Annotated in this window: 16 protein-coding genes and 1 tRNA gene; 12 read left to right on the forward strand and 5 right to left on the reverse strand. The window is 71.6% G+C overall.

Translation table 11 applies throughout. The features are described from left to right. The first annotated feature begins 354 nt into the window (after window positions 1-354). Window positions 355-1,038 (forward strand): bifunctional DNA primase/polymerase, encoded by a 684-nt coding sequence (locus AC07FA_RS12255; protein WP_479074997.1) that lies wholly within the window; start codon window positions 355-357, stop codon window positions 1,036-1,038. A 669-nt stretch (window positions 1,039-1,707) separates the two neighbouring features. Continuing rightward, the gene (locus AC07FA_RS12260) at window positions 1,708-1,995 is read left to right on the forward strand and encodes a hypothetical protein (protein ID WP_479074999.1); all 288 of its coding nucleotides are present in this window, start codon (window positions 1,708-1,710) and stop codon (window positions 1,993-1,995) included. 263 nt (window positions 1,996-2,258) lie between these two features. On the opposite strand, the gene AC07FA_RS12265 is transcribed toward AC07FA_RS12260, so the two are convergent. The 3 genes from AC07FA_RS12265 to AC07FA_RS12275 all read right to left on the reverse strand — a co-directional run bounded on the left by AC07FA_RS12265 (window position 2,259) and on the right by AC07FA_RS12275 (window position 4,963). Beyond that, window positions 2,259-3,224: a DUF5926 family protein gene (locus AC07FA_RS12265; protein WP_479075000.1), complete on the reverse strand. Its 966-nt coding sequence runs from the start codon at window positions 3,222-3,224 to the stop codon at window positions 2,259-2,261. Between the two features lie 202 nt (window positions 3,225-3,426). After that, window positions 3,427-4,002, reverse strand: coding sequence for an ATP-binding protein (locus tag AC07FA_RS12270; RefSeq protein WP_479075001.1), 576 nt, complete (start codon window positions 4,000-4,002; stop codon window positions 3,427-3,429). A 139-nt stretch (window positions 4,003-4,141) separates the two neighbouring features. Beyond that, window positions 4,142-4,963, reverse strand: coding sequence for a glycerophosphodiester phosphodiesterase (locus AC07FA_RS12275; protein ID WP_479075002.1), 822 nt, complete (start codon window positions 4,961-4,963; stop codon window positions 4,142-4,144). A 256-nt stretch (window positions 4,964-5,219) separates the two neighbouring features. Here AC07FA_RS12275 and AC07FA_RS12280 point away from each other — a divergent pair, with 256 nt between their 5' ends. Continuing rightward, complete coding sequence (locus tag AC07FA_RS12280; protein ID WP_479075003.1) at window positions 5,220-6,758, forward strand: S1C family serine protease; 1,539 nt, start codon at window positions 5,220-5,222, stop codon at window positions 6,756-6,758. 40 nt (window positions 6,759-6,798) lie between these two features. Beyond that, a tRNA-Ser gene (locus tag AC07FA_RS12285) sits at window positions 6,799-6,885 on the forward strand. A 68-nt stretch (window positions 6,886-6,953) separates the two neighbouring features. Here the strand turns inward: AC07FA_RS12285 and AC07FA_RS12290 are convergent. Beyond that, the gene (locus tag AC07FA_RS12290) at window positions 6,954-7,853 is read right to left on the reverse strand and encodes a bifunctional DNA primase/polymerase (protein ID WP_479075005.1); all 900 of its coding nucleotides are present in this window, start codon (window positions 7,851-7,853) and stop codon (window positions 6,954-6,956) included. 345 nt (window positions 7,854-8,198) lie between these two features. Between AC07FA_RS12290 and AC07FA_RS12295 the strand changes: the two genes are divergently transcribed. The 8 genes from AC07FA_RS12295 to AC07FA_RS12330 all read left to right on the forward strand — a co-directional run bounded on the left by AC07FA_RS12295 (window position 8,199) and on the right by AC07FA_RS12330 (window position 16,074). Next, the gene (locus tag AC07FA_RS12295; RefSeq protein WP_479075007.1) at window positions 8,199-8,510 is read left to right on the forward strand and encodes a hypothetical protein; all 312 of its coding nucleotides are present in this window, start codon (window positions 8,199-8,201) and stop codon (window positions 8,508-8,510) included. A gap of 214 nt (window positions 8,511-8,724) precedes the next feature. After that, the gene (locus tag AC07FA_RS12300) at window positions 8,725-9,882 is read left to right on the forward strand and encodes an acyl-CoA dehydrogenase family protein (protein WP_479075009.1); all 1,158 of its coding nucleotides are present in this window, start codon (window positions 8,725-8,727) and stop codon (window positions 9,880-9,882) included. Continuing rightward, on the forward strand, window positions 9,879-10,826 hold the full coding sequence (locus tag AC07FA_RS12305; RefSeq protein ID WP_479075011.1) for a bifunctional MaoC family dehydratase N-terminal/OB-fold nucleic acid binding domain-containing protein: 948 nt from the start codon (window positions 9,879-9,881) through the stop codon (window positions 10,824-10,826). The genes AC07FA_RS12300 and AC07FA_RS12305 overlap by 4 nt, the downstream gene beginning before the upstream one ends. A 1-nt stretch (window position 10,827) precedes the next feature. After that, a complete protein-coding gene (locus tag AC07FA_RS12310; protein ID WP_479075012.1) occupies window positions 10,828-11,865 on the forward strand; it encodes an acyl-CoA dehydrogenase family protein in 1,038 nt (345 codons plus the stop codon). Further along, window positions 11,862-12,365 carry a hotdog family protein gene (locus AC07FA_RS12315; protein WP_479075014.1) on the forward strand — a complete coding sequence of 168 codons (504 nt, stop codon included), beginning with the start codon at window positions 11,862-11,864 and terminating at the stop codon, window positions 12,363-12,365. Before AC07FA_RS12310 ends, AC07FA_RS12315 begins: the two co-directional genes overlap by 4 nt. Then, window positions 12,362-13,528: a lipid-transfer protein gene (locus AC07FA_RS12320; RefSeq protein WP_479075016.1), complete on the forward strand. Its 1,167-nt coding sequence runs from the start codon at window positions 12,362-12,364 to the stop codon at window positions 13,526-13,528. The genes AC07FA_RS12315 and AC07FA_RS12320 overlap by 4 nt, the downstream gene beginning before the upstream one ends. Before the next feature lie 200 nt (window positions 13,529-13,728). Then, window positions 13,729-14,292, forward strand: coding sequence for a SigE family RNA polymerase sigma factor (locus AC07FA_RS12325; protein ID WP_479075018.1), 564 nt, complete (start codon window positions 13,729-13,731; stop codon window positions 14,290-14,292). 135 nt (window positions 14,293-14,427) lie between these two features. Then, window positions 14,428-16,074: a long-chain fatty acid--CoA ligase gene (locus AC07FA_RS12330; RefSeq protein ID WP_479075020.1), complete on the forward strand. Its 1,647-nt coding sequence runs from the start codon at window positions 14,428-14,430 to the stop codon at window positions 16,072-16,074. An 85-nt stretch (window positions 16,075-16,159) separates the two neighbouring features. Here AC07FA_RS12330 and AC07FA_RS12335 read toward each other — a convergent pair whose 3' ends face one another. Then, on the reverse strand, window positions 16,160-20,518 hold the full coding sequence (locus tag AC07FA_RS12335; protein WP_479075022.1) for a response regulator: 4,359 nt from the start codon (window positions 20,516-20,518) through the stop codon (window positions 16,160-16,162). Window positions 20,519-20,659: the final 141 nt, after the last annotated feature.

The raw sequence follows: 20,659 nt of genomic DNA on the forward strand, positions 1-20,659 counted from the left end.
GTGATCGCCCCGGAACCTGGCAGCGGGCCCGGACGTCTCTATCGACGACGGCCGCGCCCCCACCCCCGAGTGGCGGGGCTTGCACCAAGGACGGCAGGCGCGCAGCGCCCACCGCCCCCGCCATGTTTTGGCTGGACTCGGCTCAGCTCGGCTCGGTTCAACTCGGCTCGGTTCGACTCAGCTCCATTTCTGCACGGTTCCACTCTGCTCGGCTCGGCTCACGCTCGGTACCGATGGCTTGCCCGTACCGCAGATCTGATGAGCATGTACGCACAGTGAAGAGACGCACGCGTGGTGTAACGCACACGTGGTGTGATGTGGACCTCGGCGTTCAACGGAAAGGAACGAGCGCTCATGCGCGAGATCCTCGGAAGGCGACGCAGGCTCCGGCTCCGGCGCAAGGCACGGCCCGCACAGCTCGACGCGGCGCTCACCTGTGCCACCGCATGGCAGTGGCCCGTGCTGCCCGGAGCAGGGCTGGCGACGGCCGGCATGCGCAGTGACCGCGGCCGTGGCTGCGCCTGCCCCGACCCCGAGTGCGCCGTGCCCGGCGCACACCCCTTCGATCCCGGCCTGCTGGCCGCGACCACGGACGAACGCATGGTGCGGTGGTGGTGGACCAACCGGCCCGCCGCCCCCGTCATGCTGGCCACCGGCGGCAGTGCGCCGTGCGCGCTCAGCCTGCCCGCGGTGGCGGGCGCGCGGGCGCTGACCGCACTCGACGCGATGGGCCTGCGCATCGGCCCGGTGGTGGCGACGCCGACACGGTGGTCGCTGCTGGTGGCTCCGTACACCCTGGAACGGCTCGGCGAACTGCTTCACGCCAAGGACTGGGTGCCCAGTTCCCTGCGTTTCCACGGCGAGGGCGGCTATCTCGTCCTGCCGCCGTCGGAGATCGGTGCGGGACAGGTCCGCTGGGAGCGGGCGCCGCAGTCCCGGTCGGCCGCGCCCTGGCTCCCCGACGTGGAAGCCGTGCTGGACGCGCTGGTCGAGGCGAGCACCGGTGCTCCGGACGGCGGCAGCAGGCTCGCCTACTGACTCGCCTGCCGACTCGCCGGCTGACCCATCTGCCGGCGCGTCGGCCTGACGCGTCGGCAGCTGTCCGGCCGACGGTGTGTCAGCAGGCCGGCGGATCGGGGCGCGGTGACGGGCGGACGGCGCACCAGGGCGGTCGGCTCACTCGTACGGGTGTGAGCCGACCCGAGTTCTGGGGTAAACGGGTGCGCGGCGGCCGATGGTCCGCATTCCGTCGATATCGTCGGCGCACCGTCAGAAATTCGCGCCCAGTCGGCAGGTGAGGCCACGATGAATCTCCGCATGGCCGGTCTCTCGGCGGTGGTGTTGTCCACCGTTCTGCTTCCCCTGGCCGCTTCCGCCGTGACGTCGGAGGTGCCTGAATCCGTATCGTCCGATGCTAAATCCGGTAGGTCGCTACTTTCTGATGGCCTTTCCGTAGAACATGGCGAAGAGCGCGGTCGAGAACATGGCGCAGAACGCGACGGAGAAATGTCCGGAGAGCGTCCGGCGGATAGCTCTGGGGGCGGCCTGACGGAGGGTGCGGGCGAAATTCCTCCGAAAAGGACTTCTCCACCCGGGCTTCTGTCCGAAAGTGGGCTGCCCGCCGGGGCCGGGGGCGCCGTCACGCCCGCCGCCCGGTGCGGTCCCGAGCTCACCTCCCCCGAAGGGGTCGAGGCGCAGACCTGTGTCATGACGGAGGGGCGCGACGTCTGGGCGCGCGCCTACTACCGCAACACCACAGGGGAGCAACTGCGGTCGTTCCTCACGCTGATGGGGCCCGGCGGGCGGGCCGTGGAGCTGCGCTGCGAGCTGGAGACGCACGACGAGCCGGGCGTCTGCGAGACGCCACGCGGGCCTGTGTACGGCGCGGCGAGCGCCTATACGGCGGTGGCGGAGTACGCGGTGGGCGGGGCGGCGGCGCAGGCCCCACTGCTCCTGCGGGCCGGTAGCAACCCGGCTTTCCCGCCGACGGATTGACGGTTACGCCCGGTCCGTTCCCGCTGGGGTTCACCGGTGCCACGACGAGTGCCGCGCAGGCGCCCGGGGCCTCGTCGTACGGGCCCGGAAATGAGGATGCCCGGTCGCTGGCGACGGGGGATGCACCAGCGACCGGGCTTCCAGAACGGTAACAAGAGATCTGCCGTTCGCAAATTCGATCTCGCCTATTCGGACAGCGATTTACCCGCGAGTACGGACGGCTGTGACCCGGGTCACCGAGCCGTCCGTCGGCCTCGTCACTGTCAGCTGAGCGTCACTTGGCGGTTGGTGAGCCCGCCCCGCGCGCGACGCTCCTCGGGGCTCAGCGGGGCGTCCGAAGCGAGCGCCTCCGCAAGCCGCTCCGCCAGCTCGGCGGCGGGCTTCTCGCACTCCTCGGCACCCATCGTGCGCGGCAGGTCCCAGACGGGGACCATCAGCCCGTGGGCCCGGAACGACCCGACCAGCCGGGTCCCCTCGCCGAGCGAGGACGTCCCGGCCGCGTGCAGCCGGGCGAGGGCGTCGAGCAACTGCTCTTCGGGGTGCGGCATGACCCAGCGAAGGTGGTTCTTCTCCGGGGTCTCGCACCAGTACGCGGCGTCCACACCGGAGAGCAGCGTGGTCGGGATCGCGGCGTCGTTGGCACGCTCCAGCGAGGCGGACACCTCGGCTGTGGCGTTCTCCGCGTCCGGGACCCAGAACTCGAACCCGGAGTGGACGACCGGCTCGAACGGGGCGCCGGGGTCGAGCACGTCCTGGAGGCGCGGCCCGTCGGCCGGTACGCGCCGGGCGGCGACCGGCGTACCCGGCTCCGCCTCCAGCGCCCGCTGCAAGGTGTCCGCGAGGTCGCGGCTCAGGTCGCCCGAGGAGGTGTCGTTCTGCAGGGCGAGCAGTACGGAACCGTCGTCGCGGCGCAGTGCGGGCCAGGCCATGGGCAGTACGGTCGCGAGCGTCACGGACGGCACGCCCTCGGGCAGTCCGTTCTTCAGCGTCAGCTCGACGGTGGCGGCGGGCACCAGCTCGCGCAGGGCGACCCAGTCGCACTCGCCGGAAAGCCCTTCGAAGGGGCGCTGGACCAGTTCGGTCACGGCCTGGGCGGCGGCGCGTCCGTGACACGCCTTGTAGCGGCGGCCCGAACCGCACGGGCAGGGCTCGCGGGCTCCGACGACCGGGATCTCACCATCCTTGAGCTGCTGCTTCCCGGCCTTGGTCTGAGGGCGCTTCTTGGCCATGGTGGGCATTCTCCCGAGTGCGACAGTGAGGTCTCGGCCGCGAGCCTAGCCGCCTGCGTCGATGTCGGGGCACACATGCCCGCCCGGTCGTACGCGCCCCGGACGGCGGGTCGGCCTGCTCCTCGGCCGGCCGGCGCGTCGGTGGGCTTGTTCCTGAGCCGGAATGCTGGTCGGCCGACCTGCTCGTCGGTCGGACTGCTCGTCAGCCCGCGTCGTCGAAGGTGTCGGCGAATCCGAGGCCGTCGAGTCCGCCCAGCTCGCCCAGCCCTTCGAGGCCATTGAGCCCGTGGAGCCCGTCCGGCCCGTCGAGGGCGCGTCCGTTACGGCCGTTCGTGCCGTGCTCCTGGGCCACCTGGGCCCAGACCGTGACCTCACCGGAGGAGTCGTCGCGTACGCCCCACTCCCGGGCGAGGGCGTTGATGATGTTGAGCCCTCGGCCGCCCCGCGCGGTCACCGACGGGGTGGCCGGGACCGGCCGGGTCGGCCCGCCGCCGTCCGTCACTTCGACGGTCAGCCCGCCCGTTCTGTCGACGCGCCAAGCGGCGCGGACATCGCCGTCACCCACTTCTGTGTGCTGCCCCAGGGGCCTGCCGTGACGGCAGGCGTTGCTGAGAAGTTCGGAAAGGATCAGAACTGCATCGTCGACGACCGCGTCCGCGACCCCGTTGCTGCGCAGTTGCTCGCGCATACGGTGCCGCGCCTGCCCCACGCCCGCAGGGCCATGGGGTACGGCCATGCTCGACGACGTGGGCACTTCTTGTGCCACCACCAACGCCACCCCCGGACCTCCTTCGCCCCACGCCACGGATTGGATGCCCCAATGGACTGGACCGGAAACCGGCCACAGGTCTGCCAGTGACGCACTCGTAACGATCGGGTACGCAATGAATGCGCCGGTGTACTCCCCGTAACAGATGTTAAAGACGACCCAGTTGGGACAGAACCTGCTTTGGGCGGTTCGTGATGATTGCCTCGACTCCGAGGTTCACGCAGAGCTCCACGTCCGCCGGTTCGTTCACCGTCCAGACGTGTACGCGGTGGCCCGCGCGGTGCAGACGGTCGATGTAACCGGGGTGACTGCGTACGATCCGCATCCCAGGACCGGCGATCCGGGAGCCCGCGGGCAGCCGCCCGTCCCGGTGCCGCGGGGTGACGAACTGCAGCAGATAGACGGTCGGCAGTGCCGGCGCGGCGGCCTGGACGCGGTGCAGGGAGCGCGCCGAGAAGCTCATGATGCGTACCGGAGAGGGTTCGTCGGCCGGCGGATCGTCCAGGCCGAAGCGCTTGAGCAGGTGCAGCAGCCGTTCCTCGACCTGCCCCGCCCACCGGGTGGGGTGTTTGGTCTCGATGGCCAGCTGGAGAGGCCGCCCGGCCGCCCGGGTCTCGGTGACCAGCTCCAGGAGGCGCTCCAGGGTGAGTACGGAGGTGAGCTCACCCGGTGCCGGGTCCCAGTCGGGGGACTCCTCGCGGTCCTTCCAGGAACCGAAGTCGAGAGCGGCGAGGGCGGAGAGCTCCAGTGCGGACACGGCGCCGCGGCCGTTGGACGTGCGGTTGACCCGGCGGTCGTGGACGCAGACGAGATGCCCGTCCGCGGTGAGCCGCACATCGCACTCCAGGGCGTCGGCGCCGTCCTCGATCGCCTTCCGGTAGGCGGCCAGGGTGTGCTCGGGTGCGTCGTCCGAGGCCCCGCGGTGGGCGATGACCTGGATGGGGGTGCGGTGCTGCCGTGCGTCGGTCACCGCGTCATCGTGTCACCGGTCGGCGGCAGGTGTGCGCACCTTGTCGGGGGAGGCATGGGGGAGACATATGAGGAGACATGGAGGGAGACATGGAGGGAGCCCTGAGGGGAGACCGTTTTGTCTGATGTAAAGATTGGTGTGCGGATGCACAGGTCCTGCTTACAGTGGCCTGACGTGCTGTGGGAAAAGCTGACCGCAGACACGTGCACAGCGGATCTCTTGCCGAAGACCGAGTGGAACCGAGGAGTAAAGAGCTGTGAGCACCGAGAACGAGGGCAACGAGGGCACTGCGGTCCCGGCCGTACCGCCTGTCCCGTCCACACCTCCAGTGCCGCCGGCCGCTGCTCCCGAGGGCATGCCCCCGTCCGCGGCGGCGCCGACCCCGGCCGCTCCCGCTGAAGCACCGACGGCCCCTGAGCAGGCGCCGACGCATGTCCCTGGTGCGGCTGCCCCGGCTGCGGCTGCTGAGACCCAGCCGCACGAGACCGCCCAGCAGCCCTACCAGCAGCCTTATCAGTCGTCGCCCCGGCCGACTCCCCAGTCGGAGTATCAGGAGCCCGCGGCAGCGGGCGGCTGGCCGCCTCCTCCTCCGGCCATCCCCTCGTACGCCGGGGGCGGCGGCGACGCCGGCTCGGCCTGGGGTGCTCCGGCGCCCGCGGCGCACGAGCCCCCGCGCAAGCGGCGCGCGAGCGGCCTGGTCGCCGCCGTGGCCGTGGCGGCGCTCGTCGCCGGCGGGGTCGGCGGGGCCCTCGGCTACTGGGTGGCCGACCAGAACGACACGAACTCCGGCACCGGATCGACCACGATCGCGGCTTCGAACAGTCCGAAGGACTTCAAGCGCGCCGAGGGAACGGTCGCCGGTGTCGCGGCGAAGGCCCTGCCCAGCGTCGTCACGATCGACGCCCAGAGCGGCGACGGCGAGGGCGGCTCAGGCACAGGCTTCGTGTACGACAAGGAGGGCCACATCCTCACGAACAACCACGTGGTGGCCTCCGCGGCGGACAACGGCCAGCTGACGGCGACGTTCTCCAACGGCAAGAAGTACGACGCCGAGGTCGTCGGCCGCGCCCAGGGCTACGACGTGGCCGTACTGAAGCTGAAGAACGCGCCGGACGGACTCACCCCGCTGGCCCTCGGCGACTCCGACCAGGTCGCGGTCGGGGATTCGACCATCGCGATCGGGGCGCCGTTCGGCCTGTCCAACACGGTCACCACGGGCATCATCAGCGCCAAGAACCGCCCGGTCGCCTCCGGCGACGGTTCCAGCAGCAAGAACTCGTACATGAGCGCGTTGCAGACCGATGCCTCGATCAACCCGGGCAACTCCGGCGGCCCGCTGCTCGATGCGGGTGGCGCGGTCATCGGGATCAACTCGGCCATCCAGTCGACCAGCGGCGGCGGCCAGTCCCAGGCGGGCTCGATCGGCCTCGGCTTCGCCATCCCGGTCAACCAGGCCAAGAACGTCGCCGAGCAGCTGATCAAGACCGGAAAGCCGGTCTACCCGGTGATCGGCGCGACGGTCGCCATGGACGAGACCACGGGCGGCGCGGTCATCTCGGAGGAGGGCGCGGGCGGCACCCCGGCGGTCTCCCCGGACGGCCCCGCGGCCAAGGCCGGCCTCAAGGGGGGCGACGTGATCACGAAGTTCAACGACACCGTGATCGAGAGCGGCCCGACCCTGATCGGCGAGATCTGGACCCACAAGCCGGGCGACAAGGTCACGCTGACCTACAAGCGCGACGGCAAGACCGCGACGGCCGAACTCACCCTGGGCGAGCGCGAGGGCGACAGCTGACCGGCTAGGCTGTCCTTCGCGTCGAGGCTCGATGACGCGGGGTGGGTTGCCCGAGCGGCCTAAGGGAACGGTCTTGAAAACCGTCGTGGCAGCGATGTCACCGTGGGTTCAAATCCCACACCCACCGCAGCAGGCCGGCGTAGGTCTACGTCAGAAGGGGTGTCTCCGAACCGGAGGCGCCCCTTTCGCGTGTGGTCAGGGGAGTTCGGGGCGGCCCGTGGTCAGGCGGGCCGCTGAGGCGATCGCGGCTCTGGCCTCCTGTTCGGAGAGGCCGGTGTGCATCGCGGCGGCGGTCAGGGCGTCGGCGAGGTCGTCGCCGAAGCCGTGTTCGTAGGCGCGGCAGGCCGCCCAGAAGAGGCGTGTGTTGCGCTGGCCTTCTCCCGCCGCCCGTACGAACTGGACCAGTCCTTGGCCCTGGCGGCTTCCGGGCCGGTGGTCCGAGCCGCGGTGGTGTGCGGAGTGGTGGGGGCGCGCGGGGGGTGTGAGCAGGCGCAGGAGCGGGCGGGGGCACGGCGCGGGGGCGAGGTGGGCGGTGCCGGGCGCCAGGCGGTAGGCGCCGTGGGTGGTGACCGAGCCGGGGCCCACGAGGTATCCGCCGGAGCCGCGGATGTCGATCCCGGGGGCGAGGCGGCTCGCCGAATTCGGTACGGCCACATCGGGCGGCCCGGTCAGCCAGAGGTGGCGTCCGCCGCTCGGCGTGAGCACGGTGATGGTCGGCGGGAGGGTGAACCGGTGCCGTTCGGCCAGTTGTTGGAGAGCGGCCATGGAGTCGTTGCCGTGCGTGGCGTCGATGTCGAGATCGACGCCGATGAGGCGGTGCGGTGGGCGGCCGCAGGCGATTCCGTAGCCGGTGGCGCGTGGGGCGGCGGCGAAGAGGGCGCGTACGGCGGCGGGATCGGTGGTGGCGTCGTGGACACCGTGCCCGGGTAGTCCGCAGGCGCCCCGGCAGTGGACCGGTGGGTCTTCGCCGCGGTGGGGGGAGCGCAGGGCGGGGAGCTTGGTGGCGGACAGCGGGATGACGGGAAGCCCTCGCTCGGCGGCGGCGAGCGCGTGGGCCAGGGCCAGGGTGGCGGTCTGCCGGTCGATGGTGGCCATGCATTCATTCTCGTACAAGCGTTCGAAAGACGGAAGAGGGAGGAGGGCGTGGCGGCGGTGCGGGGGTGTCGGGACGGGTGGCGCAGGAACGCTTTTCCTCTTGGCGGGTGCGGGCCGGGCGGGCGGCAGGGGGTGTGAGCTGCGGCTTTGGGATGTGCGGGAGGTTTATCGGCTGTTCCTCACGCTTGAGGGGGAATCGAGGGTTGCGGGATGGTTCGGCGGGGATTCGGTGGGCAACTCTGGTTCTGCGACGTCGTGACCACGTCCGGAGCGGTCGGCCAACTGCTTCGGAGTCAGCCGTAACAGCCGTAACAAGCCGTACTTTCGGTTCCTGGAGGAATTGACATGGCAAGCATCCGTACCGCTCGTGCCCTCGCCGCTGTTGCCGCCCTGCCGCTCGCCGTCGCCCTCTTCGGCGGTGTGGCCGCGGCCGACAACGGCTCCTTCGCGAACGACGGATCGAACGCGGCGGTGGCGACGATCGGCGGCAGCGGTGTCGGCGGCGACAACTTCGGCAACTCGTCGACCTCGCAGCAACAGGCGGTCGGGGCCGGTGCGTCGAACCAGAGCAACTCGGCCCAGGTGAACGGCTCGGCCTTCACGGCGATCGACCAGTCCAACCAGAACTACGCGATCAACTTCACCCCGTTCTGGTGAGCCGGGGCCGGGGGCTGCTGGGGGGTGGGCCCACGGCGATGTGAAGCACGGCCTGGGCGACGGCACTTCGGTGCCGTCGCCCAGGCCTTTGCGGTTGCGGCCCCAGGCGGTGCGGGCTCGGCGTCACGGCAGCGGTCTTGACAGCCCGCCCGGATCTGACGGACAGTCAGAAAGCCATGACGCCACCGATCCGTACGCCCGGGAGGACGCCGCCGTGCACCTCGCCCCGACGGAGCGCCAGCAGCGGCTGCGCGCCGAACTGCGCACGTATTTCCGCGAGGTCATGCCGGCCACGAGGACCGAGGACCCGGCGGCGCAGCGTGCACTGCTGCGGCGAATCGGCGGCGACGGGATGCTCGGCCTCGGCTGGCCGGTGGAGTACGGCGGGCAGGGCAGGGGCCCCGACGAGCAGTTCGTCTTCTTCGACGAGGCGTACCGCGCCGGCGCGCCCGTATCGATGGTCACGCTCAACACCGTCGGACCGACCCTGATGAAGTACGGGACGGACGAGCAGAAGGCCTGCTTCCTGCCCAGGATCCTCAGCGGTGAGCTGGTCTTCGCGATCGGCTACAGCGAGCCGGAGGCGGGTACGGACCTGGCGTCGCTGCGCACCAGGGCGGTTCGGGACGGTGAGAGCTGGGTTATCGACGGTCAGAAGATCTTCACCAGCAACGCCCAGAACGCGGACTGGATCTGGCTGGCCTGCCGTACGGACCCCGAAGCACCCAAGCACCAGGGCATCTCGATCATCCTCGTGCCGACGGACGATCCGGGGTTCGCCTGGACGCCCATCGAAACGGTGGGCGGACTGACCACGACGGCCACCTACTACGACCGTGTCCGGGTGCCCGCCACCCATCTCGTCGGCGCGGAGAACGCCGGCTGGGGTCTGATCACCAACCAGCTGAACCACGAGCGGGTGGCACTCGCCGCTATCGGGATGCAGGCCGAGGACTTCTACGACGAGGCCCTGGCCTACGCCCGTACCCCCGATCCGGTGACAGGGCGGCGGCCGGTTGACGAGCCGTGGGTGCGATCCCGGCTGGCCGAGGCGTATGCCCGGCTGGCGGCGACGCGCCTGCTCAACTGGCGTCTGGTGGGGTCGGTGGGCGCGGGCTCCCTGGCCCCCGGCGAGGCGAGCGGCGTGAAGTTCGTGGGAACCGAAAGCGCCGTCGCGGTGTATCGGATGTGCCAGGAAATCACGGGCGAGGCCGGAATGGTCCGGGGCGGCTCACTCGGTTCGTTCGGGGACGGGGAGCTGGAGCGGATGAACAGGGCGGCGCAGATCAACACCTTCGGGGGCGGGGTGAGCGAGGTGCAGCGGGAGATCGTCGCGACGATGCGGCTCGGCATGAAAAGGGGGAAGCGGTGACGGAAGGGCGGGGGGGGGGAAGCGGGCGGCGACAGCCGGACGAGCTCTACCGCCGTATCAAGGGGTACGAGGGACGGGCCGCGGCCACCGCGGGCGTCGGCAAGGACGTGGTCGGCCAGGCGATGATCCGGCACTGGTGCGAGGCGATGGGCGACCGTCTCCCGGCGTACGAGGGGCCGGACGCGATCGCACCGCCGACGATGCTCCAGGCGTGGACGATGGGCGGGCTCTCGGGACACACGGACCGCTCCGAGGCGTACGACGAGCTGTTCACCCTGCTCGACGGCGCCGGCTACACCTCGGTGGTGGCGACCGACTGCGAGCAGGAATATCTGCGGCCGCTGCGCCCCGGTGACCGGATCACTTTCGACGCGGTGATCGAGTCGGTCTCGGAGCGGAAGACGACCAAACTGGGCACGGGGTACTTCGTCACGACGAGGATGGACGTCCGCGCGGAGGGTGAGCCGGCCGGGACGCATCGCTTCAGGATCCTGAAGTACCGCCCCGCGCAAGGGAGGCGCAGCACGAGGAGCCTGCGGCCGCGCCCGGTGATCAACAGGGACAACGCGGGATTCTGGGAAGGGGTGGCCGAGCACAAGCTGCTGATCCAGCGCTGTGCGGAGTGCGCGAAGCTGCGATTCCCCTGGCTGCCCGGGTGCAACGAGTGCGGTTGCCAGGAGTGGGACACCGTCGAGGCGAGCGGCGAGGGCACCGTCTTCTCCCATGTCGTGATGCACCACCCGCCCTTCCCCGCCTTCAGCCGGTCCGGCGAACCAGAGCCGTACGCGGTAGGGCTGGTCGAGCTGGCCGAGGGAGTGCGGATCGTCAGCAACGTCATCGGAGTGCCGGCCGACAAGATCCGGGAGGGCATGCCGGTGCGGCTCGAATTCCTGCGGACGGACCCCGAGTTGGAGCTTCCGGTCTTCCGGGGGAGTGAGGGCTGAGATGGACTTCACGCCTACGGAGGAGCAGGCCGCCGGACAGGGGCTTGCCGCCCGGATCTTCAGGGATCTGTCGACGCACGAGCGGCTGGCCGCGGCCGGCACGGGCACCGACGCCGGGCTCTGGAAGGAGCTGTGCGCGGCGGGGCTGATCGCCGCGGTCGAGGAGATCGGGCTGCTGGGGCTGGTGCTGCTCCTGGAGGAGCAGGGCCGGACCACCGCCCAGGTGCCCTTCGCGGCGACCTGTGTGTACGGGGTGCTGGCGGTGGCGGAACACGGCACGGCGGAGCAGCGGGAGCGGCTGCTGCCGCCGCTGCGGGAGGGCACCGCGGTGGCGACGGGGGCGTTCCCGGCGCGCGGCGGCGTCCGCTCGACCGGTGACGGCGGCCGTCTGAGAGGCACCGTGCCGTACGTGCCGTGGCTGCGGGACGCGACGCATGTCCTGGTGGCCGACTCGGACAGCTCCCTGTGGATGGTGAGGACCGCCGACCGGGGGGTGTCGGTGCGGCCGGTGGAGACGACGGCGCCGTGGGCGGCGGCGCGACTCGACCTGGACGGGGCGCCCGGGGAGAGACTCGGCGGGGCGGGGGCCTACGCCTCGGTGCTGGCCATGAGCCGTACGGCGTTCGCGGGGCTACAGGCCGGAGTGGCGGCGGGTTCGCTGGCACGCGCCGTCGAACACACCGGGACCCGGCAGCAGTTCGGCCGCCCTCTCTCCACCAACCAGGCGGTCCTGCTGAGGGCGGCCGACGCGCATATGGACACCGAGGCGATCCGGGTCACCGCGTACGAGGCGGCGTGGCGGCGTGATCACTCGCTCACCTACGGGGCGCAGGCGCTGACGGCCGCGTGGTGGGCATCGGAAGCGGGCCGACGGGTCGTGGACGCCGGACAGCACCTCCACGGGGGGACGGGAGCCGACCTGGAGCACCCGGTCCACCGGCACTTCCTGTGGGGGCGGCAGCTCGACGCGTACCTGGGCTGTGGCAGTGAAGTGCTCGACGAACTGGGCCGGTTGCTGGCGGAGGAGGTGGCGACATGAGGCAGGGAGAGAGCCGCGGTGCGGCAGGCCGACCGCGCGTGGGCGAGGAGCTGGCGCCGCTGGAGATCGCGGTGACCCGCACGTTCATCGTCGCGGGGGCCATCGCCTCCCGTGACTACCAGGATGTGCACCACGACGCCGAGCTCGCGCGGGAGAAGGGGTCGCCGGACATCTTCATGAACATCCTCACGACGAACGGACTCGTGGGGCGGTTCGTCACCGACCGCTTCGGCCCGTCCGCTGTGCTGAGGAAGGTCGCGATCAGGCTGGGTGCGCCCAACTACCCAGGGGACACCATGGTGTTGACCGGGACCGTCACGTCGGTGACGAGCGCGACGGCGCCGGCGGGCTCGGCGGGCGTGCCCGCGGGGTTCGACGTCGCCGCGGCCGAGGTCGTGGAGGTGGAGGTCGTGGGGACCAATGGGCTGGGGCGCCATGTCTCCGGCAGGGTCACTGTCGCGCTGCCGTCCGCCGGCCCGTCGACGGAGGGGGCGGCATGAGCCTGCGCAGGGCCGATTCGCTCGGCGGGAAGGCCGCGGTCGTGGGGATCGGGGCGACCGAGTTCTCCAAGGACTCGGGGCGCAGCGAGTTGAAGCTGGCCGTCGAGGCCGTACGGGCCGCTCTCGACGATGCCGGGCTGACCCCCGCCGATGTCGACGGGATGGTCACCTTCACCATGGACACCAGCCCCGAGATCGCGGTCGCGCAGGCTGCCGGTATCGGTGAGCTGTCGTTCTTCTCCCGGGTTCACTACGGCGGCGGGGCCGCGTGCGCCACCGTGCAGCAGGCGGCGCTGGCCGTGGCGAGCGGGGTGGCCGATGTAGTCGTCTGCTACCGCGCGTTCAACGAGCGTTCCGGCCGCAGATTCGGATCCGGCGTGCAGCAGCGGGAGCCCACCGCCGAAGGGACGGCGCTCGGCTGGAATCTCCCGTTCGGGCTGCTCACGCCCGCCTCCTGGGTCGCGATGGCCGCTCAGCGCTATCTGCACACCTACGGCCTGGCGCCCGAGGTCTTCGGGCATGTGGCGGTCACGGACAGGCGCCATGCCGCCAGGAATCCGGCGGCGCACTTCTACGGGAAGCCGATCACCCTCGCCGACCACGCCGCCTCCCGGTGGATCGTCGAACCGCTGCGGCTGCTCGACTGCTGCCAGGAGACCGACGGCGGGCAGGCGCTCGTCGTCACCAGTGCCGAGCGGGCGAGGGACCTGCCCCGCCCCCCTGCCGTGATCGTCGCCGCGGCCCAGGGCGCGGGGCGGGCCCAGGAGCAGATGACCAGCTTCTACCGGGACGGGCTGACGGGACTGCCGGAGATGGGGGTGGTGGCCCGCCAGCTCTGGCGCAGCTCCGGGCTGTCGCCGGCCGACATCGACGTGGGCATCCTCTACGACCACTTCACCCCGTTCGTTCTCATGCAGCTGGAGGAGTTCGGTTTCTGCGGGCCGGGTGAGGCCGCGGACTTCGTGGCCGGCGACGAGCTGCCCCTGAACACGCACGGAGGACAGCTGGGAGAGGCGTATCTGCACGGGATGAACGGCATCGCGGAGGCGGTCCGCCAGATCCGCTCCACCTCGGTGAACCAGATATCCGGAGCGGCCAGGACGCTGGTCACGGCCGGTACGGGGGTTCCCACCTCGGGACTGATCCTGGGCACGGACGACTGAGTGGATGATGAGTGGATGACTGAGCAGGCGGCAGGGCGGACGTCCGGCTGACGCCCGGTTCAGGGGCCGACCCTGAGGTGGGCCGTCGGCCCCTCCACCTTCAGGAGGTGCTGCCCGCCCCGCCCCTACAACCTGAGGCGGACGCGGCTTCGGGACCTGGGGCCGATCCCCTCGATGGTGCCCGCTCCTAGCGTGGAGGTATGACCACGCCAGTCTGCACCGGCGCCTCCAGGGCAGTCGCTGCCGCCGCCGGACACCCGACCTGCTCGCCCTATGCGTCGTTCTCCTCGTACGTACGGGCGCGGGGGCCCGTGCTGCTGCGGACGGCCCGCTCGCTCACCGCGAACCCGAGCGACGCGGAGGACCTGCTGCAGACCGCGCTCACCAAGACGTACGTCGCGTGGGAGCGGATCGAGGACCACCGGGCGCTCGACGGCTATGTCCGCAGGGCCCTGGTGAACACGCGCACCTCGCAGTGGCGCAAACGCAAGGTCGACGAGTTCGCCTGCGAGGAGCTGCCCGAGCAGGAGTCGGCGCCCGCCCCCGATCCCGCCGAGCAGCAGTCACTGCACGACGCGATGTGGCGGGCCGTCCTCAAGCTCCCGGACCGGCAGCGCGCCATGGTCGTCCTGCGCTACTACGAGGACCTCAGCGAGGCCCAGACGGCCGAGGTGCTCGGCGTATCCATCGGGACGGTCAAGAGCGCCGTGTCGCGGGCCCTCGGCAAACTCCGCGAGGACCCGGAGCTGACCCCGGTCCGGTGAGGGCGGCCCGTCCCGGGACGAGCGGCTTCGCCCGGCGACACCGATTCGTATGCCCCGGAGTAGTGACATACCGATTGGTATGTGCGCAGAATCAGCGGAACCTTACTGCCGCGTAGCGCCCACCGGGAGGACGCCGTGCTCAGCACCATGCAGGACGTACCGCTGACTGTCACCCGCATCCTGACCCATGGGATGACGATTCACGGGAAGTCGCAGGTCACGACCTGGACCGGCGAACCCGAGCCGCAGCGTCGCACCTTCGCCGAGATCGGCGGGCGGGCCGGACAGCTGGCCCACGCCCTGCGCGATGAGCTCGGCATCGACGGCGACCAGCGGGTCGCCACGCTCATGTGGAACAACGCCGAGCACGTCGAGGCGTATATGGCGATCCCCGCGATGGGGGCCGTCCTGCACACGCTCAACCTCCGGCTGCCCGCCGAACAGCTGGTGTGGATCGTCAACCACGCCGACGACAAGGTCGTGATCGCCAACGGTTCGCTGCTGCCTCTGCTCGTGCCGCTGCTCCCCCACCTGCCGTCCATCGAGCACGTGGTCGTCTCGGGCCCGGGTGACCGCTCCGGGCTCAGTGGGATCGGGCCGCGCGTGCACGAGTACGAGGACCTGCTGGCCGGCCGGCCCACCGACTACGACTGGCCCGAGCTGGACGAACGCCAGGCCGCCGCCATGTGTTACACCTCCGGCACCACGGGCGACCCCAAGGGTGTCGTCTACTCCCACCGTTCCATCTACCTGCACTCCATGCAGGTCAACATGACCGAGTCGATGGGGCTGACGGACAAGGACACCACTTTGGTTGTTGTGCCCCAATTTCATGTAAATGCGTGGGGTTTGCCGCATGCGACGTTCATGACCGGCGTCAACATGCTCATGCCGGACCGCTTCCTTCAGCCCGCCCCGCTCGCCGACATGATCGAGCGCGAGAAGCCGACCCATGCCGCCGCCGTCCCCACCATCTGGCAGGGACTGCTCGCCGAGGTCACCGCCAGACCGCGCGACCTCACGTCCATGGCGAGCGTCACCATCGGCGGCGCCGCCTGCCCGCCCTCCCTCATGGAGGCGTACGACAAGCTGGGCGTCCGTCTCTGCCACGCCTGGGGCATGACGGAGACCTCGCCGCTCGGCACGATGGCCAACCCGCCCGCCGGACTGACCGAGGAGGAGCAGTGGCCGTACCGCATCACGCAGGGCCGCTTCCCCGCCGGCGTGGAGGCGCGCCTGGTCGGCCCCGGCGGCGATCACCTGCCCTGGGACGGCGAGTCGGCCGGTGAACTGGAGGTCCGCGGGGCCTGGATCGCCGGTGCGTACTACGGCGGTTCGGACGGCGAGCACCTGCGGCCCGAGGACAAGTTCAGCGAGGACGGCTGGCTGAAGACCGGTGACGTCGGCGTGATCAGCGCGGACGGCTTCCTCACCCTCACCGACCGGGCCAAGGACGTCATCAAGTCCGGCGGGGAGTGGATCAGCAGCGTCGACCTGGAGAACGCGCTGATGGGGCACCCGGACGTGGCCGAGGCCGCGGTCGTGGCCGTCCCCGACGAGAAGTGGGGCGAGCGCCCGCTCGCCACCGTCGTCCTCAAGGAGGGCGCCACCGCCGACTACGCCGCGCTGAAGGAGTTCCTCGCGCGGTCGGTCGCCAAGTGGCAGCTGCCGGAACGCTGGACGGTCATCCCGGCGGTCCCGAAGACGAGCGTCGGCAAGTTCGACAAGAAGGTGATCCGCAAGCAGTACGCGGAGGGCGAGCTGGACATCACCCAGCTCTGACCGGCACGGCTGACCGGCACGACGAGGAGGGCGGTACGGGACTTCCCGTACCGCCCTCCTCGTATGCGCGCGCGGCACCCCCGCGTCAGTTGGTGCCTATCTTCGCCAGCAGGTCGACGATGCGGGACTGCACCTCGTCGCTGGTGGAGCGTTCGGCCAGGAAGAGAACGGTTTCGCCCGAGCTGAGCCCCGACAGTTCCGACTCGTGCAGACCGGTCGAGGTGTAGACGACCAGCGGCGTGCGGTTCAACTGGCCGTTCGCGCGCAGCCAGTCGATGATTCCGGCGCGCCGGCGGCGTACCTGCATCAGGTCCATCACCACCAGGTTCGGCCGCATCCGGGTGGCGAGGTCGACCGCCTCGCTGTCGGCGGCCGCCCTCGCGACCTGCATCCCGCGGCGCTCCAGCGTCTCCGTCAGGGCCACCGCGATCTCCTCGTGCTCCTCGATCAGGAGCACCCGCGGCGGGTGCTGTTCGCTGTCGCGGGGGGCGAGGGCCTTGAGGAGTACGGCGGGGTCGGCACCGTACGCCGCCTCGCGCGTCGCCTGTCCGAGCCCGGCCGTCACCAGCACCGGAACCTCGGCGGCCACCGCGGCCCGGCGCAGCGACTGGAGGGCCGTACGGGTGATCGGGCCGGTCAGCGGGTCCACGAAGAGCGCGGCGGGGAACGCCGCGATCTGGGCGTCGACCTCTTCGCGGGAGTGCACGATCACCGGCCGGTAACCGCGGTCGCTCAGCGCCTGCTGGGTGGAGACGTCGGGCGCGGGCCAGACGAGCAGCCGTCGCGGATTGTCGAGCGGCTCCGGCGGCAGCTCGTCGTCGACGGGGCGGGGCTGAGGACGGTTGGCGACCTCGACCGCGCCTCCGGGGCCGTCCAGCGGCTCCGGTCCTTCGGCGGCGCCCCGGTCGGGCGCCCCTATGGCGTACGCGCGTCCCGCGGCCACCGGGGCCGACAGCAGCTGACCGGACCCGGGGCCCTTCGTGGTGCCGCCCTGCGTGGCCTGCGCGGCGGGCTGCTCGGGGCCGCCCGGGGCGGCCCCGGTCTGCGGCGCGACGGGCGGTACGGGCGGAGCCGACGAGTCGGCCTCCGGCCGGGCGGCGAGCTTGCGGCGCCGTCCGGCACCGCCGAGGCTCTGGTTCTGCTGGTTCTGCTGGTTCTGCTGGTTCTGCTGGTGCGTGAGGTGCTGTGCGAACGGCACCCCCTGACCCAGCGTCCGCACGCTGAACGCGCGGCCCTGGGTCGAGTCCGAGGACGCGGGCATCGGCGCTTCGGCGGGCAACGGCTGCCGCCGCATGTCCTGTGCGGGGGCGGTGTTGTCGGCGGGGTGGGGCGCGGCGGGCCCCGCACTCGTCTGCGGAGGAACCGGCGCCGCGGCCCCGGTGGTGTGCGTGGTCTGGCCGGGGTCCGCCCAAGAATCGTCGTCGGGCGCGTCGGCGTCCCCCGCCAGGGCGGCCAGGCCCTGGCCCGAGGTGCGGTCCTGGCCCCAGCCGGGGGGCGTGGACGGGTTGCCCGGCTCCTCCGCCGCGACGGGACGGCGTGCCCGGCGGCGGCCGGACGGCACGGGGTGCGCCTGCGGCGGGGTGTGGTCGGCGTCCGGCGGAGTCTGTGCGGCGTCGTGGCGCTCGGGCGACGGTTCGCCCACCGCCTCGGCCACGGGCGGAACCCGGTCCGCGTCGGCGGGCGGGAGCGCGAACGCGGTACGCGGCCCGGTCGGCTCGGCCTGAGCGGCACGCTCCTGGGCGGCCGACAGCGCGCGTCGCGCGCGCCGCCCACCTGGCTGCGAGGAAGCCCCGTCCTGGGAAGGCGGGGACGAGGGCTGAGGCTGGGGAGACGCGAGGGCCGGGAGAGCCGGCTGGGGCTCTCCGTCCCGTCGCGCACGGCGGCCCGACGGCGAAACCGGCATCTGGCCACCGGACGGCACGCCCTGCGGCGGCACGGTCTGCCCGAGCTGCGGACGCCCCTGCGCACCTTCGGCAGCGGTCACCACGGAGCCCTCGGAGGGAGCGGGGTAGCCGGAAGAAACGGGAGGAACGGGAGGAACAGGGGGAACAGGAGGTACGGGAGGAACAGGAGGTACGGACGGCCCCGAGGCAACCGCAGGCAACGCCAACGCCTGCCCCTGCTGAACCGGCCCCTGCGGACGGGGTGTCTGCTGACCCGCGCTCTGCCGGCCCGCCACCTCAAGCTCCGCGCCGTGCCGGCCCGGCGCCGGAACCCCCGGCGCTTGCTGGCCCGGGCCCTGCTGACCTGGCACCTGAAGCCCCGGCGCCTGCTGGCCCGGCACCTGTACACCCGGGCCGTGCTGACCCGGCACCTGCTGACCCGGCATCGGAAGCCCCGGCGCCTGCTGGCCCGCGCCCTGAGGCGCTGCGCCCTGCTGCCCCGGCCCCTGAGCCGCGCCCTGAGCCTCCTCCGGCAGATTCAGGCCCACCGCCCCCGTCTCCGCCGGGCTGGGCCGTCCGCGACGGCGGCCGGAGCCGCCGTTCGGTGCGCCCGGACCCGGTTCTGCGGGCTGCTCCTCGGGAGCGGATTCCGGCGCCGCCGTTCCGCGCCGTGCCCTGCGCCGCCCGGTCGGCTCCGCGGCACCGGTGTCCGTGGCCTCGGCGCTGCCCACCGGACTGTCCAGGAAGGCGTCCGTCGACGACCTGCGTGCCCTGCGCCGGCCACCGCTCGTGGCGCCCTCGTCCTGCGGGACGGCCCCAGGGACGACTTCCTGCCCCGTCGGTACGGCCTCCACCGGCATGGGGGCCTCCACTGGCATGGGAGCCTCCACCGGCGGGGGCGCGATCGTGCCCGTGCCGGTGCCGAGCGGTACTTCGAGTACGTACGCACTGCCGCTCATCCCCGGCATCTCGTGCGTCTGGAGCACACCGCCGTGCGCCCGTACGATCCCGCGCACGATCGGCTCGTGCACCGGGTCTCCTCCGGCGAACGGCCCGCGCACCTCGATCCGTACGACGTCACCGCGCTGCGCGGCCGCCACGACGACCGTGGAGTCGACGTAACCGCCGCCGGGCGTCGACCGGGTCTTGCCCGTCGAGTCGATACCGGCGACATCCGCGACCAGGTGGGCGAGCGCCGTCGCCAGTCGCACCGGGTCCACCTCGGCCTCGATCGGCGGTGCGTGCACGGCGAACTGCGCGCGTCCTGGCCCGATCAGTTCCACGGCGCCGTCGATACCGGCCGCCACGACACCGTCGAGCAGTACGGGGACCTTGGTGAGGCCCTCCGTACCGGAGTCCAGACGCTGGTAGCCCAGCACGTTGTCGACGAGCGTCGTCATCCGGGCGTAGCCCGCGGCCAGGTGGTGCAGGATCTGGTTCGCCTCCGGCCACAGCTGGCCGGCCGGGTCGGCGGCGAGTGTGGACAGCTCGCCGCGCAGCTCCTCCAGCGGGCCGCGCAGCGACTCGCCCAGTACGGCGGTCAGCTGGCCGTGCCGCGAGCTCAGAGCGGCGACGAGGTCCGTCTGCTTCTCCAGCTCCGACGCGTACCGCTCCGTGCGGTCGGCGAGTTCGGCCGCGTGCAGCTCGGTCAGCTCCGCGATCTCCGCGGCGTGGGCCTCGGCGAGACGGGTGATCTCGGCGGTGTGGCTCCCGGTCAGTTCGGCGACCTCGGCCGTGTGCTGCTCGCTGAGCTCCTCGTACGGCCTGCGGTCGGTGAAGGTCATCACCGCGCCGACCAGCTGGTCCCCGTCCCGTACGGGCGCGGTCGTCAGGTCGACCGGAACCTGCGCGCCGCTCCTGGACCACAGCACCTGCCCGCGTACCCGGTGCTTGCGCCCCGACTTGAGCGTGTCGGCGAGTGGGGACTCCTCGTACGGGAAGGGATCGCCCTCCGCGCGGGAGTGCAGGACCAGCGGGTGCAGCTCCTTGCCGCCGAGGTCACTGGCACGGAAGCCGAGTATCTGAGCGGCGGCCGGGTTGACGAGGACGACGCGGCCGTCCGTGTCCGTACCCACGACGCCCTCGGACGCGGCCCGCAGGATCATCTCGGTCTGGCGCTGCGAACGGGCCAGCTCGGCTTCGGTGTCGACGGTGCCGGACAGGTCGCGTACGACGAGCATCAGCAGCTCGTCGCCGGTGTAGCTGGAGTGGATGTCGTTGTACCCGGCCTGACCGCTGTCCAGGCTGGCGCTGGTGATCTCCGCCGGGAACTCGATGCCGTCGGTACGCCGCGCGGTCATCCGCGTCGGCTTGGTCCTGCCCTGCTCGTCCGCAGCCTCCGGCCGCCGCATCGACCCCGGGATCAGCTTGGAGTCGAACTCCGGAAGCAGATCGAGCAGTCCGCGCCCGACGAGCGCGGTGCCCGGGGTCTCGAACATTTCGAGGGCGATGGTGTTGGCGTTGACGACCGTGCCGTTGCAATTGACGAGCAGAAGCCCGTCCGGGAGGGCGTCGAGTATGGCTGCGAGGCGAGCAGCGCCTCGGGATGGCCTGCTGCTCACGACGACGCTTCCTCCCTGATTACCGCACCTTGCCGACAGCGGGCCCCATCCTGCCCCTCGGGCCGCAGGCTGTCACTGAAGGAGTCTAAAGGCAGGGGAGGGCGGCGGGGCTGCCTATGAGGGGGAGCTCTCACCAAGGTT

The organism is Streptomyces sp. NPDC045968, assembly GCF_056430475.1.